Raw genomic sequence first — 17,929 nt, 5'->3', positions numbered from 1 at the left:
TCCGTGTCCTCTGTGGTGAAAGATTTTTACATACTTCGCAGCATCCAGCTTTCTCATTGGATCAATTAAAATCATCCCAGCACTAATTTCCCGATTTACAGAGAGACTTTGCGCGTGGCATCAGCCTCGGTTGTTACGAAACAAGCACCACTCACTTTTCAGGAATTGCTTTTCCGCCTCCAGACATTCTGGGCGCAGCGCGGATGCGTCCTGCAGCAACCCTATGATGTGGAAGTCGGCGCCGGCACCATGTCTCCGGACACTTTTCTGCGCGTGCTCGGCCCCAGACCGGTCAGCATTGCCTACGCGCAGCCCTCGCGTCGTCCCGCTGACGGGCGCTACGGAGAAAATCCGAACCGTCTCTTCAAGCACACGCAGTTTCAGGTCATTCTGAAGCCGCCACCGTCCGGCATTCAGGACATATACCTCGAATCGCTCTCCACCATCGGCATCGACCTGCGCGAGCACGACATCAAGTTCGAAGAAGACAACTGGGAGTCGCCGACACTGGGCGCATGGGGCATCGGCTGGCAGGTCATGCTCGACGGGCTCGAAATCACGCAGTTCACCTATTTCCAGCAGTGCGGCGGCATTGATCTCGATCCCATTTCCGGCGAGATCACCTACGGCCTCGAGCGCATCGCTGCATTTCTGCAGGACGTGGATTCGATCTATGACATCGTGTGGGCGCGCGATCCGGTGACGGGACGCGCCATCACCTATGGCGAAGTGCGCTTTGAAGAGGAGCTGCAGTTTTCCGTCTACAACTTTGAAGCCGCTGAAGTCGAGAAGCTATGGGAGCACCTGCGCATGTACGAAGCCGAGTGCCAGACGCTGCTTGCCAGCTTTCAGGACCTGAAGAAGCTTGAGCCGCGCCAGAAATCGCATGAGCGCCTCATACATGAGGAATCGCCTGCAGCGGATGAAGAAGTCGAAAAGTCGCTCAAGAGGTTTCCGGTGCTCGCTGCCTACGACCTGTGCCTGAAATGCTCGCACCTGTTCAACTTGCTCGATGCGCGTGGAGCCATCTCAGTCACCGAGCGTGTCGGTGTGATTGCGCGCATTCGCAACCTTGCTGTAGGAGTAGCCAAAGCCTACGCTGCGCAGCAGATGTAGCCACTAGCTATTAGCTTCTAGCCGTTAGCTTTTTACGGTTGGATGGTCACATACAAGAGAATGGAAAGAAGAGCTAGAGGCTAAAGCCAATAGCTAACAGCTAAAGATATGTCAGACTTTCTCCTCGAAATAGGACTAGAAGAAATCCCGGCACGCATGATCGCTCCCGCGCAGGCCGAACTCGCGCGCCGCGTAGAAGATCTGCTCACCCGCGAACGACTGCTTGACCAGATGGAACAAAGGGTGCCCCATTCTTCGCGAAGCGAAGGGTGGGAAAGCTACTCTACCCCACGCCGCCTCGCCATCCTAGCGTCCGGAGTATTGCCAAAACAAGCCGACACGGAAGAACAGCTCACCGGTCCATCGTGGAACGTTGCCTTCAAGAACGGCGAGCCGACACCAGCCGCGCAGGCATTCGCAAAGAAGGCTGGCATCGAAGTTTCCGCGCTCAAAAAAATCACCAATCCAAAAGGTGAATACGTCTCCGCGACTGTACTGCGCAAAGGGCGTACTGCTGCCGAGGTCCTCACCGAGCAGCTGCCTAAAGAGCTTGCCGCGCTCTACTGGCCGAAGAACATGTACTGGCGTGCCGGTAAGCCGGAGCGCTTCGTGCGTCCCGTAAAGTGGATCGCTACTCTGCTCGACCACGTCATCGTGCCCATTGAGTTTGCAGGAGTCCATGCCGGAAATCTCAGCTATGGACATCGCATTCTCCACGGCGACCATGCTGTCACTATCAACCAGCCGTCTGAATATGCAGCAGCGCTTGAATTCGCCAAAGTGCAGGTCGATGTGGAAGCACGCCGCCAGCGCATCCGCAAAGCATTGGATGCAGCCACACGCACTGTAGCAGGCGCACGCTGGCGAGAAGACGAAGCTCTGGTTGACACAGTGACCCATCTCACCGAGTGGCCTTCAGTCGTGCTCGGCAACTTTGAGCCCGAGTACCTGTCGCTGCCTGAAGAAGTGCTTGTCACCGTGATGCGCGACCACCAGAAATACTTCGCCGTCGAAGATGCATCTGGCAAGCTCGCGCCGCATTTTCTCGCCGTACTGAATACTGAAGCCAACGAGCAGGGAATCGCCGTCATTCGCCATGGCAACGAGCGCGTGCTGCGCGCCCGCTTCAACGATGCGCGTTTCTTCTGGGATGTTGATCAGAAGATTCCGCTCACCGAGCGCGTCGAAATGCTTCGCTCCGTCACATTCCAGAAAGATTTAGGAAGCTATTACGACAAGACACAGGCAAACCTGGCAATAGCCGAACAAGTCGCCGATCTTCTGGCGGCACGCGGAACGGTTCTCGACAAAGCCGCATTGCTCACCGCTGTCCACCTTGCAAAAACCGACCTCACTACAGAACTGGTCAAGGAGTTTACCGAACTGCAGGGAGTCGTCGGCGGCCTGTACGCGCGCGCTCAGGGACTCGGCGAAACCGTCGCGCACGCCATCTACTCGCAATACACGCCAGCATCGACTGAGGACACAATTCCATCCACCGTCGAAGGCCAGGTGCTGGGGCTGGTCGACCGCCATCACACCATCGCGGCTATGTTCGCTATTGGACTCGAGCCGACAGGCTCAAAAGATCCGTTCGCTCTGCGTCGCGCAGCGAATGGCGTAGTCAAGATTCTCGCGGAATCGGAACTGCCTCTTACATTTGAAAATTTGTCGAAGGCTTCGGGCGCTGAATCACAGGAATCTTTGAAGGCATTCCTGCGCGAGCGCCTTGAGTTCTACCTGCGCGATGTGCGCGGATTCAGCTACGACGTAGTCAACGCCGTGCTGGCTGCGGGTTTCAACGATGTACGCGACGCGATCGCCCGAGCAGAAGCGCTGACAGCAGTCCGCGGATCAGATGATTTCGTCGCTATCTCCGCAGCCTTCAAGCGTATCAAGAACATTCTGCGCCAGGCTTCAGAAAAACGGGAAGTTAAGAATGGCTTGAATGAACCTCTGCTCTCAGATGCAGCCGAGCAGGCTCTCTTTCAGAGCACAGAGAAGCTGGCTCCCGCAGTAGAAAAACTGCGGACCGAACACAAATATCAGGCTGCGCTCGAACAGATTGCGACGCTGCGCCCGCACGTTGATCTATTCTTCGATAAGGTCATGGTCATGGTTGAAGATCAGTCAGTCCGCGAGAATCGTCTTGCGCTTCTCGCGAGAGTCCTCAACGGGTTTTCTTCCATCGCCGACTTCTCAGAGATCGTAGCCGGCCAGGCATAAACACCGGGTGCCCCACCCTATCGCGTAGTTTGCGATAGGGTGGGATACCATAGATGCTTCGAGCGCCGTATTCAGGCCACGCGCTCAATCACCAGCGACTCAATCACCACCGGCTTCACTGGCTTGTCTTGCGCGCCGCGCGAGACCTTGGAAATCTTATTGGCGACATCCTGTCCCTCTACCACCTCGCCAAAGATGGTGTGCTTACCTGTCAGCCATTGTGTTGGAGCCACAGTAATAAAGAACTGCGAGCCATTCGTATTCGGTCCGGCATTGGCCATGGCCAGTTTGCCCGACTGGTCAAAGCTATGCTTGGAGCCTTTTGTCTCGTCCTCAAAGCGATAACCGGGCCCGCCGAAACCAGAACCCGCCGGGTCGCCGCCCTGGATCATAAAGTCAGGAATCACACGATGAAAGATCGTTCCGTCATAGAGCTTGTCCTTGCTCTTATTGTTGGTCACCGGATGAGTCCACTCGCGGCTGCCCTCTGCCAATTCGATAAAGTTGGCGACAGTCTTGGGCGCATCCGTTTCAAAAAGACGGCAGACAATGGTTCCTTCATTCGTGTTGAAGATCGCGTACGTTCCAGTAGTACGAGCCATAGTTACTCCTTTGATTTGAAAAAATCGGGTGCCCAGGTTCGCGGAGCTAACCTGGTTTTATCAGAATGGTTATTGAGAAGACGGAGCCGCCGGTACAGGCTGTCCGGCAGGCACAATCGTGACCTTCTTCAGGATGACCGGCTCAAGCGGCTTATCGTTGTCATCGCGCTGAACGCGGGCAATGGATTTCACCACCAGGACCCCTGAATCATCGCACTGCCCAAAGATGGTGTGCTTCTGGTCCAGGTGTTCCGTCGGAGCTTCAGTGATAAAGAACTGCGAGCCGTTGGTATTCGGGCCGGAGTTCGCCATCGCCAAACGTCCAGGCACATCAAAGTTCAGGCTGGGATCAAACTCATCTTCAAACATATAACCTGGATCGCCCGTGCCTGTCGCCGTCGGATCGCCGCCCTGAATCATGAACTCGGGAATCACGCGATGAAACTGCGTGCCGTCATAGAGCGGCTTGTGCATCTTCTGGTGCGTTGTCGGATCGGTCCATTCCTTCGTGCCCTGCGCCAGGCCAATGAAGTTGGCAACAGTCTTCGGAGCCTGTTTGTCAAAGAGCTTGCAGGTAATGCGTCCCATGCTCGTATCGAAAATCGCCGTAGGCCCAGTAGGTTGCGGGCTTGTATGAGCCTGCGTTCCTGGAGCGTCAGGCAATTCCTGTGTTGAAGCTGGAGTAGATGGAGTCGATTGCTGGGCAAAACCAGAACAAATAAGCACGGACGAAAAGAAAACGAGCGATGCAGAGCGAGCGATGACGTTCATGCAGATTCCCAATGGCTAGGGTACAGCATCGGAGGCAGCCGAGGAAACCTCGATAGCAAGTCGCTCCACAATCAAAGATTGTCATCCTGAGCGCAGCGAAGGATCTGTTTTTCCTGCTTTTCAAACACAGGTGCTTCGTTTTTCTCAGAACTTGTACGGATTGGCGCCGAAGGCGCGTATGCCTGGACGGCTAGTCCTTCTTGAAAGGCTGCTGCTCCATAATCTTAGGCCGCGACCCCGACTCCGCTTGCAGCTGCTTCGCCGTAGCCTCTACCTCACGCATCACGCGCAGCAGATTCCCGCCGAGAATCTTGTCGCAATCCGCAGCCGAATACCCACGCGCCATCAGAGCCTGCGTAATCTTCGGTAGATCAGCCGCCGAGTCAATGCCTTCCGGCAACTGCCCAGAGACACCGTCAAAATCCGAGCCAAGCCCGACATGGTCGACACCGGCAACCTTGGCGATGTGGTCAATATGATCAATCAAATCGCTGAGCGGCGGACGCGGAATGCGATCGGCATACTGGCGCTGCAGCTTTTCAAGATCGCCATACGTGACCTGCTTGCCTTCCTTCGCATACTGCGCTTTCAGATTTTCGGTGGCCTTCTTGACCTCCGGCTCCTGCGCAATCGAGGCATCGCGGTACTTCTGGCTGATGAAGGCCGAATAGTAGTTCACCATCACCACGCCGCCCTTGCTGTTCGGGCCTCCGCTGCGGGCCACCGCGCGCAGCATGTCATCGGTCATATTCCGCGGAGCATTGCACAGTGCGCGCGCCGAAGAGTGCGAAGCAATCACAGGAGCGCGCGAAGTAATCACAGCGCGATAGAAAGTCTTGTCGGCCACGTGCGAGATATCGACCATCATGCCCATGCGGTTCATCTCATACACAACGTCCTTGCCGAAATCCGTCAGCCCGTCCTGCATATGCTTGACTTTGGTGTCATCGATGTCGCCCGAAGAGTCGGCCCAGTCATTCGAGTTCGACCACGTCAGCGTCATGTAGCGCACGCCCAGCCTGTAATAATCGCGCAGCGTGCCAAGCGAGTTGTCAATCGAGTGCCCGCCCTCAATGCCCATCAGCGCGGCCAGCTTGTGCTCGCGGTGCGCGGCGACAATATCATCCGCGGTAAAGGCCATGCGCATCCTGTCCGGATGCTTCGCGGCCTGCTGATAGACCGCATCGATCAGGTCAAGCGTCCGTTTCACATACTGGCCCTTGTAAAGATCAGGCTCCACCCAGATCGAAAAAAACTCCGCGCCCAGATTGCCTTTCTTCGCCGACTCAAAATTCAGGTTGCCGCCATTCAGCGGATCGGTAAGGTCATAGTTCTCGTCGACCAGGCGCTGCGTCGTGTCAGCATGGGTATCGATCACAATAGCGTTCTGATGGACAGCGAGCGGGTCGGCAGCAGTTTTCTTCACAGGAGTTTTTGCGGTGGTCTGAGCAGTTAGCGGGAGCGCAGAAGCAAGCAGAAGGGCAGCAGCGTATCGGTTCGTCATGGTTTTGGTAATGGCCGGATTGTAACACCACCATAGGCTGGCATCTTAGAGTAAAGTCGGAACTCCCAACATGCGAACACCGCGCATGTTGGGGATTCCGACTTGGGTATTTCGCCTCTGTGCTCTCCGTGTCCTCTGTGGCGAAAGATTTTCCCTGCAGGGGACCTCTATGACCGCGCGCTCCACTCCGTCACCGGAGCAATCGTTTCGACCAGGTGGTTCCTCCGTTTCCAGCTTCCGCGGACGTAATCGCGGTTCATGGTCGCGATCACTTCCAGAGGAATTTCCTTGGGGCAGGCCGCTGTGCATTCGCCGATGTTGGTGCAGCCGCCGAAGTTCTCGGCATTCATCTGTGCCACCATGCTCAGAGCCCGCATGTCGCGCTCCGGCTCGCCCTGTGGAAGAACACTGAGGTGCGAAATCTTGGCTCCGGTAAAGAGAGCAGCTGAAGCATTGGGGCAGGCTGCCACGCACGCGCCGCATCCGATGCACGCCGCTGCGTCCATGGCCTGGTCGGCAATTTCCTTAGACACAGGAATCGCATTGCCATCCGGCGCATTGCCGGTATTGACGGAGACGTATCCACCCGAAGCGATGATGCGGTCGAACGACCGGCGGTCGACGACAAGGTCCTTAATAGAAGGGAAGGCAGCCGCGCGCCACGGCTCAATGACCAGTTCCTGCCCATCTTTGAAGTGGCGCATCGTCAGCTGGCAGACAGTAGTGGCAGACTGCGGGCCGTGCGGAATGCCGTTAATCATAAAGCCGCAGGAGCCGCAGATGCCTTCGCGGCAGTCGTGCTCAAAGGCCACCGGCTCTTCGCCGCGCTCGATCAGCGTTTCGTTAAGCACGTCCAGGCATTCGAGCATCGACATTTCCGGATTGACATCGTCGACCGTGTAGCTGACGAACTTGCCTGCTTCTCTGGAATTTTTCTGACGCCAGATTTTCAGCGTTAATTTCATTACTTGTAGCTCCTCTGGCTGGGATGAACGTAATGGAATTCGAGCGGCTCCTTATGCAGCTCCGGCTGGTTGCCCGGTCCGCGATACTCCCATGCTGCAACATAGGAATAGTGCTCGTCGTCGCGCTGCGCCTCGCCGTCCGGCGTTTGATACTCCTCGCGGAAGTGGCCGCCGCACGATTCATTGCGCTGCCGCGCGTCGATGCACATCAGCTCGCCCAACTCGAAGAAGTCGGCCACGCGCCCTGCTTTTTCCAGGCTCTGGTTCAGGTCATCGCCGCTTCCAGGAACCGTGACATTCTGCCAGTATTCCTCGCGCAGCTCGCGGATCTTTCCGATGGCGTGCTCCAGACCTTCAGCCGTGCGCGACATGCCGCAGTAGTCCCACATGACCTTGCCCAGCTCGCGGTGGAACGAATCGACCGTGCGCTTGCCCTTGATCGAGAGCAGCTTCTGAATCGTCTGTTTCACGCACGCCTCTGTATTGCGAACTTCCGTGTGCGACTCGCTGACTTTATCCAGCTTGGTCGAAGCCAGATAATTGCCCAGCGTGTAAGGAATAATGAAGTAGCCGTCTGAAAGGCCCTGCATCAGCGCGCTCGCGCCCAGGCGATTGGCTCCGTGATCGGAGAAGTTGGCCTCGCCCAGCACGAAGAGCCCCGGGATAGTGCTCTGCAGGTTGTAATCGACCCACAGGCCGCCCATCGTGTAGTGAATCGCGGGATAGATGCGCATCGGGACCTTGTAAGGATCTTCGTCCGTGATGCGCTGGTACATATCGAAGAGGTTGCCATAGCGCTCGCGAATCTTATGCTCGCCCAGGCGCTTGATGGCGTCCGAGAAATCCAGATAAACGCCAAGCCCCGTCTCGCCCACGCCGCGGCCTTCATCGCACACGGCCTTCGCATTGCGCGAAGCCACATCGCGCGGAACAAGGTTGCCGAAGCTGGGATAGCGCCGCTCAAGGTAATAATCGCGCTCCTCTTCAGGAATTTGGTTCGGAGGCCGCTTATCGCCCTTCTGCTTCGGAACCCAAATGCGCCCATCATTGCGCAGCGACTCAGACATGAGTGTGAGCTTCGACTGGTAGTCGCCCGAGACCGGTATGCATGTCGGATGTATCTGCGTATAGCAGGGATTGCCAAAGAGAGCGCCACGCTTGTGCGCGCGCCAGCCCGCCGTTACGTTCGAGCCCTTGGCGTTGGTTGAAAGGTAGTAGACGTTGCCGTATCCGCCTGTTGCCAGAATCACCGCATCAGCGATATGAACATCAATCGCGCCGGTCACAAGATTGCGCGTCACAATGCCGCGCGCCTTGCCGTCGATCACGATCAGGTCCAACATCTCCGTGCGCGGAAACATGACAACCGAGCCGGCATTTACCTGCCGCTCCAGCGCCTGGTACGCACCCAGCAGAAGCTGCTGGCCCGTCTGCCCTCTGGCGTAAAAAGTGCGAGACACTTGAGCTCCACCAAAGGATCGGTTGGTCAGCGCACCGCCGTATTCACGTGCAAAGGGAACGCCCTGCGCCACGCACTGATCGATGATGTTGACGCTGATCTGCGCCAGCCGATACACATTGGCTTCGCGCGCCCGGAAGTCTCCGCCCTTTACTGTGTCATAGAAGAGGCGGTAGATGCTGTCGCCGTCATTCTGGTAGTTCTTCGCGGCGTTGATGCCGCCCTGTGCTGCAATCGAGTGCGCGCGCCGCGGCGAATCCTGAAAGCAGAAGCACTTGATGTTGTAGCCAAGCTCGCCCAGCGAGGCCGCAGCCGACGCGCCCGCGAGACCCGAGCCCACAACAATGACCGTATGCTTGCGCTTGTTCGCCGGGTTGACCAGCTTCATCTCGAAGCGCATCTTGTCCCATGCCTGTTCAATCGGGCCTGAAGGTAGTTTTCCGTCGAGTGTCATTTACTTTATGATCCCCAGCAAAACGCTAACCGGAATACAGATGTATCCGAGAACGATGACGACAGCGATGACCAGCGCCGCAGATTTCAGAAGCGGAGTGTGGCGCGGATGATTGAGCCCAAGCGACTGGAACATGCTCCAGATGCCATGCCGGAGATGGAAGCCGAGCAGGATCATCGAGAAGATGTACCACGCAGATACCCACCACACGCTGAATCCGGCCACGACATTGTGGTACACATCGCCTTCAATATATTCCGATCCAGGATGGATATAACCCGCCGTGAAGTGCAGCAGGTGGAAGATCACAAAGGCCAGAATGATCGGGCCGCTCCAGTACATCGTGCGCGAAGCATAAGAAGAATTGATAGCTTCCTTGCGCGAGTAGCCGACAGGGCGGGCACGCTTCTTCCGCAGCGCAAGCTGAATCGTGGCGGTAACATGCAGAATGACAGATACCGACAAAATGATGCGCGCAGGCCAGAGTATCTCAAGGTTGCTGTGCAGGAAGTGCCCATAGGCGTTCAGCTTCTCAGGGCCTTCAAAAATCTGAAGGTTTCCCGCCATATGTCCTATGACATAAAGAAAGAAAATGGCGCCAGTTACCGCCATCACTACTTTTTTGCCGTTTGTCGAATCCCAGAAGCCCACCACGCGATTGGCGCGCAGGCTGACCGCAGCAGTGCTCATTCGATCTTCCCAGCCTTTTGATTCAAAGTGAGCGGCCTGAAGCAGTGTCCAGCCCGCAAGGTTTGCAATGTTCCGTGTAAGCGGAGCCGTCCGCCACCCGAAAAGGGATGCCTGTGTGCAGCTGAATTTCTCGGTGAAATCACTATCTATTATTGGTGTTCGAAAGAATGACCGTCAAGAAAACACGAAGGATTTCTTTAACAATCTCCAATGGTTGTCATCCTGAGCGAACCCTGAACAAAGTGAAGGGGAAGTCGAAGGACCCGCACGAACTCGTAAAATCCTGCCCTGAATGGAATCGAAGCGTTCGTGCGAATTGTTGCGAAAGCAACAACCTCACCTTTTGAATTGCCAGGAAAAAGGGCAGGAAAGCACGAACTCACCCACGCCGCAATTGTTTCAATAAGCGAAGAAAAGCTTTCCCCCGATGGCTCAAAGTCTGTTTGAGCGCAATATCAATCTCACCCATCGTTTTGCCCAGTCCCGGCAGATAAAACAGAGGATCATACCCAAATCCGCCATCCCCGCGCGGCTCCGAAGTAATTTCGCCCTCAACTGAGCCTTCAGCAGTAAGCACGACTTCACCCGCCCGCGCAGCAGCAATCACGCAGCGATAGCGCGCCGTATGTGGTCCCGCTCCATGGGACGAGAGCTGCAGCAGCAGATGAAGATTATTGCGCTTGTCGGTATCCAGGCCGTTGCCCAGGCTGAACCCGGCATCCTCGGCATACCGGGCCGAACGCACACCCGGCTCGCCTCCCAGTGCGTCCACTTCGAGGCCGGAATCGTCTGCAATCACCAGGCCCTCAGGAGCGAAGCCGCTGTAATAGACAGCCTTGATGCGAGCATTGTCCTCAAAAGTAGCGCCGTCCTCCACCGGAGCGGGAATACTTTTCAGCCCGGGCAGGGGAGCAATGACCACGTCAAAAGCTTCCGCGGCGGCAGCAAAATCACGCAACTTGCCCGGATTGCTGGTAGCAACATAAAGCGTCAGAGACATAAATTACAGAGTACAGTGCCTGAGCCTGTGTTACCGTGTTTGCTATTCACGAGGCCATTGCATGACGACCCTCATCTGGAATGATGTGAAGTACGCGCTGCGGCAATTATGGAAGACCCCAGGCTTCACTTTGACCGCAGTCCTCACCCTGGCGCTTGGCATCGGCGTCAATGCCGCAATGTTCTCCGTCATCGATCAGGTATTGCTGCGGCCCCTGCCGTATAAAAACGCCAGCCGCATGGTGCAGATTGGCAACTTGCCCTTTACTGGCCGCGGTTTTGGGCCTACTTCGATTCCCGATTTTCAGGACTGGCAGGCACGCAGTCATTCCTTTCAGGCGCTGGGTTATTTCATGGTGCAGTTTCCCAGCCTGAAGGGAGAGGGTGATCCGCAGTTCACAGTGCAGGTGTTATCCAGCACAAATCTTTTTGGATTGCTGGGTGTGCAACCCGCTCTCGGACGCAGCTTTCTGCCAGGTGACAGTGAACCTGGACAAAGCAGAGTCCTGATCCTTGGCGACGGAATATGGGCGCGGAATTTTCATCGCGACCCGAACATCATTGGCCGTTCGGTATTAGTGAATGGAACTCCATACACGGTTGTTGGAGTACTCCCTCCGGGAGGTGATTTTCCCGGGGATGTAGGGTCAGCAATTTACTCCCCCTTAGTGAAAGAGCAAAAATCGGTCGTTTCGCGAAATGATGCTTCGCAGTCTGTGATTGGTGTTCTGCGTCCTGGAGTTTCTGTGGAGCAGGCACGTGCCGAACTGAATTCCATTCACAGCCAGTTGCTCATGGAATACCCCAAGGAAGAACAAAAAGCGCCCATTCGTGTTGTCGGTTATCGCGCTTCGCTCACAGAGAGTGCTCGCCCGGGATTTTTTGCGCTATATGGAGCAGTGATCGCTGTCTGGTTAATTGCGTGCGCTAACGTTGCAGGGCTTATGCTGACCCGGACAAATGGCCGCAGGCGCGAGATTGCCATTCGTAATGCATTGGGAGCCGTTCGTGGACGCCTCACTCAACAGTTCTTTACTGAAAGTCTTTTGTTGGCATTATTCGGTGGCATAGTCGGTCTCGGGCTTGCGGCTTTGGTGTTGCGCATCCTGAAGGGATACCTGGAGAATCAGGTCTTCTACGGTGACCGCATTCACATCAACATAGCTGTTTGCGTTTTCCTTGTTCTGGCTTCCTGTGTCTCAGCTGTGCTATTCGGCTTGCTGCCTGCATGGATAGCTGCAAACATTCCTGCACAGGAAGGATTGCGTGAGGGCTCCGCCGCCTCCGGCACAGGCAAACGTCAGGCATGGTTGAGAGATGCTTTTGTTGTAAGCGAAATTACTCTGACGTTGGCTTTGTTGATCGAGGCAGGATTGATGATTCGCTCTCTGGTGACATTGCACAATGCCAGCGCAGGCTTCGTAGCGGAGAATGTGGTCACCGGCATGTTATTTCCGCCGGCAAACGCAAACTGGATTCCAGGTTCAGATCAGGGAAACTCTCCCAATTACGTTCGCGTACTTTACCAGCCGCTGCAGGATCATCTCAGTCAGATACCAGGCATTACATCTGTTGGATTGACTACTGTGCGGCCGCTTGCGCCTGGATTCAACTTTATTGACAGTGTTGTGATCGATGGCAGGCCCAAGGCAGACAAGTCCACCCTGCCACAGGCACATCTGCGCGCAGTTTCTGCCGGCTACTTCAAGACATTTCAAGTGCGATTGTTAAAGGGACGCCTCTTCAATGGCCAGGATACGCAGGATTCGCCGGTGGTGACGGTCGTGAACAATGCCTTCGTAAGGGCGGTCTTTCCGGACGAAGATCCATTGGGCAAGCGGATTGAAATTAGCGATGCTCCAGGACCAAGGCATTGGGCGACCATCGTTGGAGTAGCAGAAGATGTGCGCCAGCGCTCCATGGGGGAAGACTCTCTCCCTGAGTTTGATCTCAACCTGATGCAATTGAATCTCAATGATGATTTTTATCCACTGGCAACGTTTGTAATGAATGTCGCTATTCGCACGCACCTGCCCGTCGGGACAGCAGAAGAAGCAATTCGTAAATCAGTGCGTCAGATCAATCCTGATGTCGTGATCAATAATCTGGAGCCGATGACGCAAATCGTGAATGAATCAATGGGCAGCGAGACACTCGCCGCCCGCCTATTGGGCATCTTCGGTCTGGCCGCACTCGCTATCGCCGTCGCCGGAATTTACGGTTTGCTTTCCTACTCCGTAAGCCAGCGCACACGCGAGTTCGGCGTGCGGCTGGCGCTTGGCTCTTCGCAGAATGGCGTTATCTGGGTGGTGCTCCGCCATGCATCGCTGTTGCTTGCAATTGGAGTCTCCGCTGGCATCGCCGTCGCCGTTGCCGCCAGCGGAGTCATGCGTTCATTCATCTATGGATTTCACGGCTACGACATCTTTACCGTCATCGCTGTCGCTGCCATTCTAGTCATATGCGCATTAATCGCCAGCTACATTCCCGCACGCAGAGCAGCGAGTGTCGATCCCGTGGTAGCCTTGCGCTCAGAATGAAGATACAGGCCTGGATAGGTACTCTGCTGATTGCAGCTACCGCTTGCTCCTTTGCAGCGGCACAGACTACAAACAAGCCTCTCACTGCAGGCGAGGCAATCAAGCGCATCATCGCCGCCACGGGCGCGACGCCGCCCGCTAACACGGTCGACACCATCAAGGCCGGCGACCCAAATACAGTCGTAACCGGAATCGCCACAACCTTTCTCGATACCTATCAAGTGCTGGAACAGGCCGGTGCTGACGGCAAGAATCTCATCATCACGCATGAGCCTACCTTCTACAACCATCCGGACAACATGACGCTGCTCGCCGGCGATCCCGTGCAGGCCCAGAAGCTCCAATATATCGAGCAGCACCACTTAGTCGTGTGGCGCTTTCATGACACATGGCATCTGCGCAACCCGGACGGAATTCTCGAAGGCGTAATGGACGAGCTCGGCTGGAAGAAATATCAGAGCAGTGCCGACCCGCATTTGTTCACGCTTCCGCAGACCACCGTAGGCGAGCTCGCCAGATCGCTCCAGGCAAAAGCCGGCTTGCACTTCATCCGCATTGTGGGGGACACCGGCATGCCCGTAACACACGTAGCATTGCTCCCCGGTGCATCCGGACTGGCAAAGCAGGTCAAGATGCTGGAGCGCGATGATGTACAGGTGCTTGTTGCCGGAGAAGCCGCCGAATGGGAGACAGTGGAATACGCGCGCGACGCCGTAGCACAGGGAAGACACAAAGCCCTCATCCTGATCGGGCACGAGGACTCAGAAGAAGCAGGCATGAAATATTGCGCTGAATGGCTGAAATCCATACTGCCCGGAGTCCCGATCGAATTTATAAAAGCAGGCGAGCCTTTCTCAAAGCCAACCCTTTGAGCGCGCGATCCGCGCAGCTTCCACACGGTTTGAAGCTCCAAGCTTGCTGATTGCTTCGGACAGATAATTCCGCACCGTGCCTTCCGAGAGATGCAGCTCCTCCGCGATCTCTCCGCTCGATTTGCCTTCACCCGCGCGCCACAATATCTGCCGCTCGCGCTCCGTGAGAGGATCAGGATCGGCCGTCCACGCCTCCGCCGCAAGATCAGGATCAACCACGCGCAGCCCATGATGTACGCGCCGCACCGCATCGGCCAGTTCCGCCGCAGGCCGGTCTTTCAGCAGATAGCCTTTGGCCCCGGCATCGAGCGCGCGTCGCAGATACCCGGGCCGCGCAAACGTAGTCAGGATCACCACCCGCGTTCTCGGATAGCGTTCATTCACTTCCGCAGCCAGTGTGAGCCCGGTCATCTCCGGCATTTCAATGTCGGTCACCAGCACATCGGGCGAATGCTTGCCAATCGCGGAAAGCGCCTCGCGTCCATTCCGCGCCCGCGCGCAGACCGCAATATCGGACTCAGTCTCGAGCAGAGCCGCAAGCGCTCCCAGCACCATCGCCTGGTCTTCCGCAACAATCACCTGGATTTTCTTGCTCATGCCGTGTGTATCGGGATTTCAATGTTGAGGCGAGTCCCTTGTGTGCAATCAATGCTGAAGCGCCCGCCCAGCGCTTCGATGCGCTCGCGCATGCCGCGCAGCCCATTGCCTTCCTGCCGGACATTACCGCGACCATCATCTTCAACTGTTAGGAAGGTGTGGCTATTCTTCGTAACAAAGCTCATGTGGCATTGGCTAGCCTGCGCATGACGCACAATGTTGGTGACCGCCTCACGCACAGCCAGGGACAGCACACTTTCTTCTGCGGAATTAAGTGACGGGGGTTTTGAGTCGTACACCAGCGCAACGCCTGCGGCATCAAGCGTGCGCTGCGCACGTTCCATCTCCGCGGCCAGCCCTTCGGAACGGTATCCGACAATCGCCTCCCGTACCTCACCCAAAGCTTTCCTTGCAATCTGTTCCACATCGCGGACTTCTGCACGGGCACGCTCCGGATCGCGATCCATCAACCGTCCGGCAAGCTCCGACTTAAGGACAACGACAGAAAGCGTATGCCCCAGAACATCGTGCAGGTCGCGTGCAATGCGTTCGCGTTCTGCGATCTTGGCCAGGTGCTCGATCTCTTCATATGCGCTATTCAGCTTCTTGCTTGCGCGTACCCTCTGCGCGGTAAACAGATTCGATACGCCGACAAGGATAGAAGTAAAAATGCTCATCGCCCATGACCAGGGCGAGACGTGAAAGATAAGTCCTTCCGCTGCAGCGATGATACAAACGCCTGCGATAATGGCTGCTGCTCCCGGAAGAGACTCAACAGCGAAGGGCGCAAACGCAGCAACATAAATCAGGGCGCTGAGTGAGGCATGCACTACCGGGAACCAGGCAATTGCAAGCACTGTCATCGCCGCACAGAACAGATAGGTTGCATATCTGGTTCGTGCCAGGATAAAGCCGGAATACAGCGCCACAAAGGTTACGTAAAAGCAAAGGAACAGAATCCAGAAATGCCGGTTATTCCGCTCCACTGGCTCAATAAAGAAAAAGAGCGACCATATAATCCAGATGAAGTCGTAATACCGCGCTTTCGGCTTCCTCTCCCACCTGCGGGCAAACTCCCGCCGCTCTACCTGGTGCGCCTCCCACGAGCAGGCTCTCTCAAAACTTGTGTCTTCGGCCACGATAGATGTCTCTTCCTACGCTTTTGCCTCGCTGCGGGTAAAAATCAACCAGGAAATACCCAGCATCAGGCAAGTGAACCCGGCAAGCGCCTCCCAATGAATGAGCGTAGCACCAGAACGCGCGTATCCGAAAACATTCAGCGCAAGCTGAGCGTAGTGATAAGTGGGAAGCACAGGCGCAACCTTCTGCAGCCAGTGCGGAAGCACGTCAATCGGCATCCATAGGCCGGAGCAGAAAGACATGGGCAGATAAATAAGGTTGATGATCCCCGGCGCGGCATTCGGCGGAACAACTAGGGACAACGCCAACCCGAGAGCAGCAAAGGGAATGGCTCCGGCAACAATTACGACGGCAAGGTGCGCAATCTGCAGGGGAGTTGCCGTTACGCCTCCAAGCGTAAGCCCTAATGTAACCAACACGGTTATAATAAGCACTCCAAAGCCCATGCAGGTAAGAACCTTGGCTACCAGATAGGCAAGCCGCGGCATCGGACTGGCCTGTTTTACCTCAAGCCACCCCTGTGCCCGCTCGACTGCAATGCCGGCGCCAAGATTGAAGAGTGCAGCGGCGATCATGCCGAAGCAGCTGTATCCGGCAACCAGATACTGCGCATAGTTCAAGCCCGGCCCCGAGTGCCTGTTCGTAACTCCAAACAGCAGGTAGAACATGACGGGGAAGCCAAGCGTCGCCAGCGCATACATGCGGTTGCGCGTAGCCTTCAGAAACTCATACTTCGTTTCCCTGGCAAATAGATTCACATAATACGGTGCGGTAAGAGTTGCAGCAGCCATCATTGTTCTCCTTCGAATCGGTTTTGAAAGGGCACGGCTTCTAGAGAATGCGGAAAAGTCACTGCTTTGAAGGGGCACGGCTTTAGCCGTGCCATAAGTGCCCGGAATTCAACGCGGCTTTAGCCGCTGAGGGATTGCCTTCCGGATGAACTGTGATTTCCCTCATCCTCTTTCTTTTATCCCGTGCCATGAACATGCAAAATTCTGAGGAAATGCCTAATTCGCTTCCGTTCTGGTAAGCGCAAGAAAAGCATCTTCCAGCGCTGCAGCCGATATCTCAAGATCGCGCAGCGTGTCATCGCGCATCAGCATCTCGCGCACCACGTGTTCAGGATGCGAAGAAGTAATCAGCAGAGCATCACGGTCTTCAATCACCTCGGTCACGCTGGGCAATGCGCGCACAAAGGCAGCCGTGATCTGCGTCACGCAGCGAATCCTTCGCCCTGCAACCTGGTTCTTGATCTGGGCCGGCGTCCCTTGAGACACAAGCTGGCCCTTATTGATGACCAGAATCCGGTGTGCCAGCGCATCCGCTTCTTCCAGATAATGCGTCGTGAGCAGAACGCTCTTGCCGCGTGCCGCAAGCATTCGAATCTGCTCCCACAGATTGCGGCGGGCTTCAATGTCCATGCCGACCGTCGGCTCATCAAGAAAAACCAGATCGGGATCGCCGCACAGCGCTAGCCCGAACAACACGCGCTGCTTCTGCCCGCCGGAGAGCTTGCCGAAAAACTTGTCTTCGATTCCTTGCAGTCCGGCAATGCGAACCACTTCGGAAACCGCCAGTGGTTTTGGATAGTAGCTGCGAAAGAGATCAATGTGTTCCCGCACGCGCAGCGTCTCCGGAACTTTGGCCACCTGCAGCATCGCGCCAATCCGGGTGCGCGTTGCCGATTCGCGCGGATCATGCCCCAGTACTCGCACACTGCCCTGTGTGGGAGCGATCAGCCCAAGCAGCAACCGGACAGCAGTAGTCTTGCCGGCACCATTGGGCCCGAGCAGCGAAACAATCTCGCCGGGATGAATTTCAAAGCTCAGATTGTTGAGCGCAAGGACTTGCCCATAACGCTTGCTGACAGAATGCAGCCGTGCAACCGTCGCTTGTGCGCCTGCCGGAAAAGCGTTGACTCCATCAACGGCTTCGGGAACGAGAGTAGTCGTCGACATCATGCCTCCTGATTACAGGAGACAGAATGCCCGAGA

Annotated in this window: 15 protein-coding genes; 4 read left to right on the top strand and 11 right to left on the bottom strand. The window is 56.1% G+C overall.

The window, feature by feature from the left end; translation table 11 throughout:
- The first annotated feature begins 114 nt into the window (after window positions 1–114).
- Together AC5S16_RS02010 and glyS are read left to right on the top strand one after the other, a co-directional pair.
- Window positions 115–1,116, top strand: a complete 1,002-nt coding sequence (locus tag AC5S16_RS02010) for a glycine--tRNA ligase subunit alpha (RefSeq protein ID WP_493928330.1) — start codon at window positions 115–117, stop codon at window positions 1,114–1,116.
- 108 nt (window positions 1,117–1,224) lie between these two features.
- Window positions 1,225–3,342, top strand: a complete 2,118-nt coding sequence (gene glyS, locus AC5S16_RS02005; protein WP_493928329.1) for a glycine--tRNA ligase subunit beta — start codon at window positions 1,225–1,227, stop codon at window positions 3,340–3,342.
- A gap of 71 nt (window positions 3,343–3,413) precedes the next feature.
- Here the strand turns inward: glyS and AC5S16_RS02000 are convergent, their stop codons facing one another.
- The 7 genes from AC5S16_RS02000 to AC5S16_RS01970 all read right to left on the bottom strand — a co-directional run bounded on the left by AC5S16_RS02000 (window position 3,414) and on the right by AC5S16_RS01970 (window position 10,787).
- Window positions 3,414–3,944: a peptidylprolyl isomerase gene (locus AC5S16_RS02000; protein ID WP_493928328.1), complete on the bottom strand. Its 531-nt coding sequence runs from the start codon at window positions 3,942–3,944 to the stop codon at window positions 3,414–3,416.
- Between the two features lie 69 nt (window positions 3,945–4,013).
- Complete coding sequence (locus AC5S16_RS01995; RefSeq protein ID WP_493928327.1) at window positions 4,014–4,715, bottom strand: peptidylprolyl isomerase; 702 nt, start codon at window positions 4,713–4,715, stop codon at window positions 4,014–4,016.
- 190 nt (window positions 4,716–4,905) lie between these two features.
- On the bottom strand, window positions 4,906–6,141 hold the full coding sequence (locus AC5S16_RS01990; RefSeq protein WP_493928326.1) for a dipeptidase: 1,236 nt from the start codon (window positions 6,139–6,141) through the stop codon (window positions 4,906–4,908).
- A 245-nt stretch (window positions 6,142–6,386) separates the two neighbouring features.
- Window positions 6,387–7,184, bottom strand: coding sequence for a succinate dehydrogenase/fumarate reductase iron-sulfur subunit (locus tag AC5S16_RS01985; protein WP_493928325.1), 798 nt, complete (start codon window positions 7,182–7,184; stop codon window positions 6,387–6,389).
- The gene (locus AC5S16_RS01980) at window positions 7,184–9,097 is read right to left on the bottom strand and encodes a fumarate reductase/succinate dehydrogenase flavoprotein subunit (protein ID WP_493928324.1); all 1,914 of its coding nucleotides are present in this window, start codon (window positions 9,095–9,097) and stop codon (window positions 7,184–7,186) included. The genes AC5S16_RS01985 and AC5S16_RS01980 overlap by 1 nt, the downstream gene beginning before the upstream one ends.
- Entirely contained in the window at window positions 9,098–9,787 is a 690-nt protein-coding gene (locus AC5S16_RS01975) for a succinate dehydrogenase cytochrome b subunit (RefSeq protein WP_493928323.1), read from the bottom strand. It abuts the gene before it with no gap.
- Window positions 9,788–10,166: 379 nt separating this feature from the next.
- The gene (locus AC5S16_RS01970; RefSeq protein ID WP_493928322.1) at window positions 10,167–10,787 is read right to left on the bottom strand and encodes a non-canonical purine NTP pyrophosphatase; all 621 of its coding nucleotides are present in this window, start codon (window positions 10,785–10,787) and stop codon (window positions 10,167–10,169) included.
- Window positions 10,788–10,848: 61 nt separating this feature from the next.
- Here AC5S16_RS01970 and AC5S16_RS01965 point away from each other — a divergent pair, with 61 nt between their 5' ends.
- Complete coding sequence (locus tag AC5S16_RS01965) at window positions 10,849–13,326, top strand: ABC transporter permease (protein WP_493928321.1); 2,478 nt, start codon at window positions 10,849–10,851, stop codon at window positions 13,324–13,326.
- Window positions 13,323–14,198 carry a Nif3-like dinuclear metal center hexameric protein gene (locus tag AC5S16_RS01960; RefSeq protein ID WP_493928320.1) on the top strand — a complete coding sequence of 292 codons (876 nt, stop codon included), beginning with the start codon at window positions 13,323–13,325 and terminating at the stop codon, window positions 14,196–14,198. The genes AC5S16_RS01965 and AC5S16_RS01960 overlap by 4 nt, the downstream gene beginning before the upstream one ends.
- Here AC5S16_RS01960 and AC5S16_RS01955 read toward each other — a convergent pair.
- The 4 genes from AC5S16_RS01955 to AC5S16_RS01940 form a co-directional block, all read right to left on the bottom strand.
- Entirely contained in the window at window positions 14,181–14,795 is a 615-nt protein-coding gene (locus tag AC5S16_RS01955; protein WP_493928319.1) for a response regulator transcription factor, read from the bottom strand. The two genes, AC5S16_RS01960 and AC5S16_RS01955, sit on opposite strands and share 18 nt — an antisense overlap.
- Window positions 14,792–15,934 carry a sensor histidine kinase gene (locus AC5S16_RS01950; RefSeq protein ID WP_493928318.1) on the bottom strand — a complete coding sequence of 381 codons (1,143 nt, stop codon included), beginning with the start codon at window positions 15,932–15,934 and terminating at the stop codon, window positions 14,792–14,794. Before AC5S16_RS01950 ends, AC5S16_RS01955 begins: the two co-directional genes overlap by 4 nt.
- A gap of 15 nt (window positions 15,935–15,949) precedes the next feature.
- Window positions 15,950–16,729, bottom strand: coding sequence for an ABC transporter permease (locus tag AC5S16_RS01945; protein ID WP_493928317.1), 780 nt, complete (start codon window positions 16,727–16,729; stop codon window positions 15,950–15,952).
- A 213-nt stretch (window positions 16,730–16,942) separates the two neighbouring features.
- Window positions 16,943–17,896, bottom strand: coding sequence for an ABC transporter ATP-binding protein (locus AC5S16_RS01940; RefSeq protein WP_493928316.1), 954 nt, complete (start codon window positions 17,894–17,896; stop codon window positions 16,943–16,945).
- Window positions 17,897–17,929: the final 33 nt, after the last annotated feature.

It is taken from the genome of Acidobacterium sp. FHG110202_01, assembly GCF_059115305.1.
This window is presented reverse-complemented; position numbering and strand designations above follow the sequence as displayed.

What these genes read in the sequence shown, in the direction of transcription:
- AC5S16_RS01945 (WP_493928317.1), bottom strand. Translation starts at nt 16,729, where the DNA reads ATGATGGCTGCTGCAACTCTTACCGCACCGTATTATGTGAATCTATTT.
- AC5S16_RS01960 (WP_493928320.1), top strand. Translation starts at nt 13,323, where the DNA reads ATGAAGATACAGGCCTGGATAGGTACTCTGCTGATTGCAGCTACCGCT.
- AC5S16_RS01985 (WP_493928325.1), bottom strand. Translation starts at nt 7,184, where the DNA reads ATGAAATTAACGCTGAAAATCTGGCGTCAGAAAAATTCCAGAGAAGCA.
- AC5S16_RS01975 (WP_493928323.1), bottom strand. Translation starts at nt 9,787, where the DNA reads ATGAGCACTGCTGCGGTCAGCCTGCGCGCCAATCGCGTGGTGGGCTTC.
- AC5S16_RS01970 (WP_493928322.1), bottom strand. Translation starts at nt 10,787, where the DNA reads ATGTCTCTGACGCTTTATGTTGCTACCAGCAATCCGGGCAAGTTGCGT.
- AC5S16_RS01965 (WP_493928321.1), top strand. Translation starts at nt 10,849, where the DNA reads ATGACGACCCTCATCTGGAATGATGTGAAGTACGCGCTGCGGCAATTA.
- glyS (WP_493928329.1), top strand. Translation starts at nt 1,225, where the DNA reads ATGTCAGACTTTCTCCTCGAAATAGGACTAGAAGAAATCCCGGCACGC.
- AC5S16_RS01940 (WP_493928316.1), bottom strand. Translation starts at nt 17,896, where the DNA reads ATGATGTCGACGACTACTCTCGTTCCCGAAGCCGTTGATGGAGTCAAC.
- AC5S16_RS01955 (WP_493928319.1), bottom strand. Translation starts at nt 14,795, where the DNA reads ATGAGCAAGAAAATCCAGGTGATTGTTGCGGAAGACCAGGCGATGGTG.
- AC5S16_RS02000 (WP_493928328.1), bottom strand. Translation starts at nt 3,944, where the DNA reads ATGGCTCGTACTACTGGAACGTACGCGATCTTCAACACGAATGAAGGA.
- AC5S16_RS01995 (WP_493928327.1), bottom strand. Translation starts at nt 4,715, where the DNA reads ATGAACGTCATCGCTCGCTCTGCATCGCTCGTTTTCTTTTCGTCCGTG.
- AC5S16_RS01980 (WP_493928324.1), bottom strand. Translation starts at nt 9,097, where the DNA reads ATGACACTCGACGGAAAACTACCTTCAGGCCCGATTGAACAGGCATGG.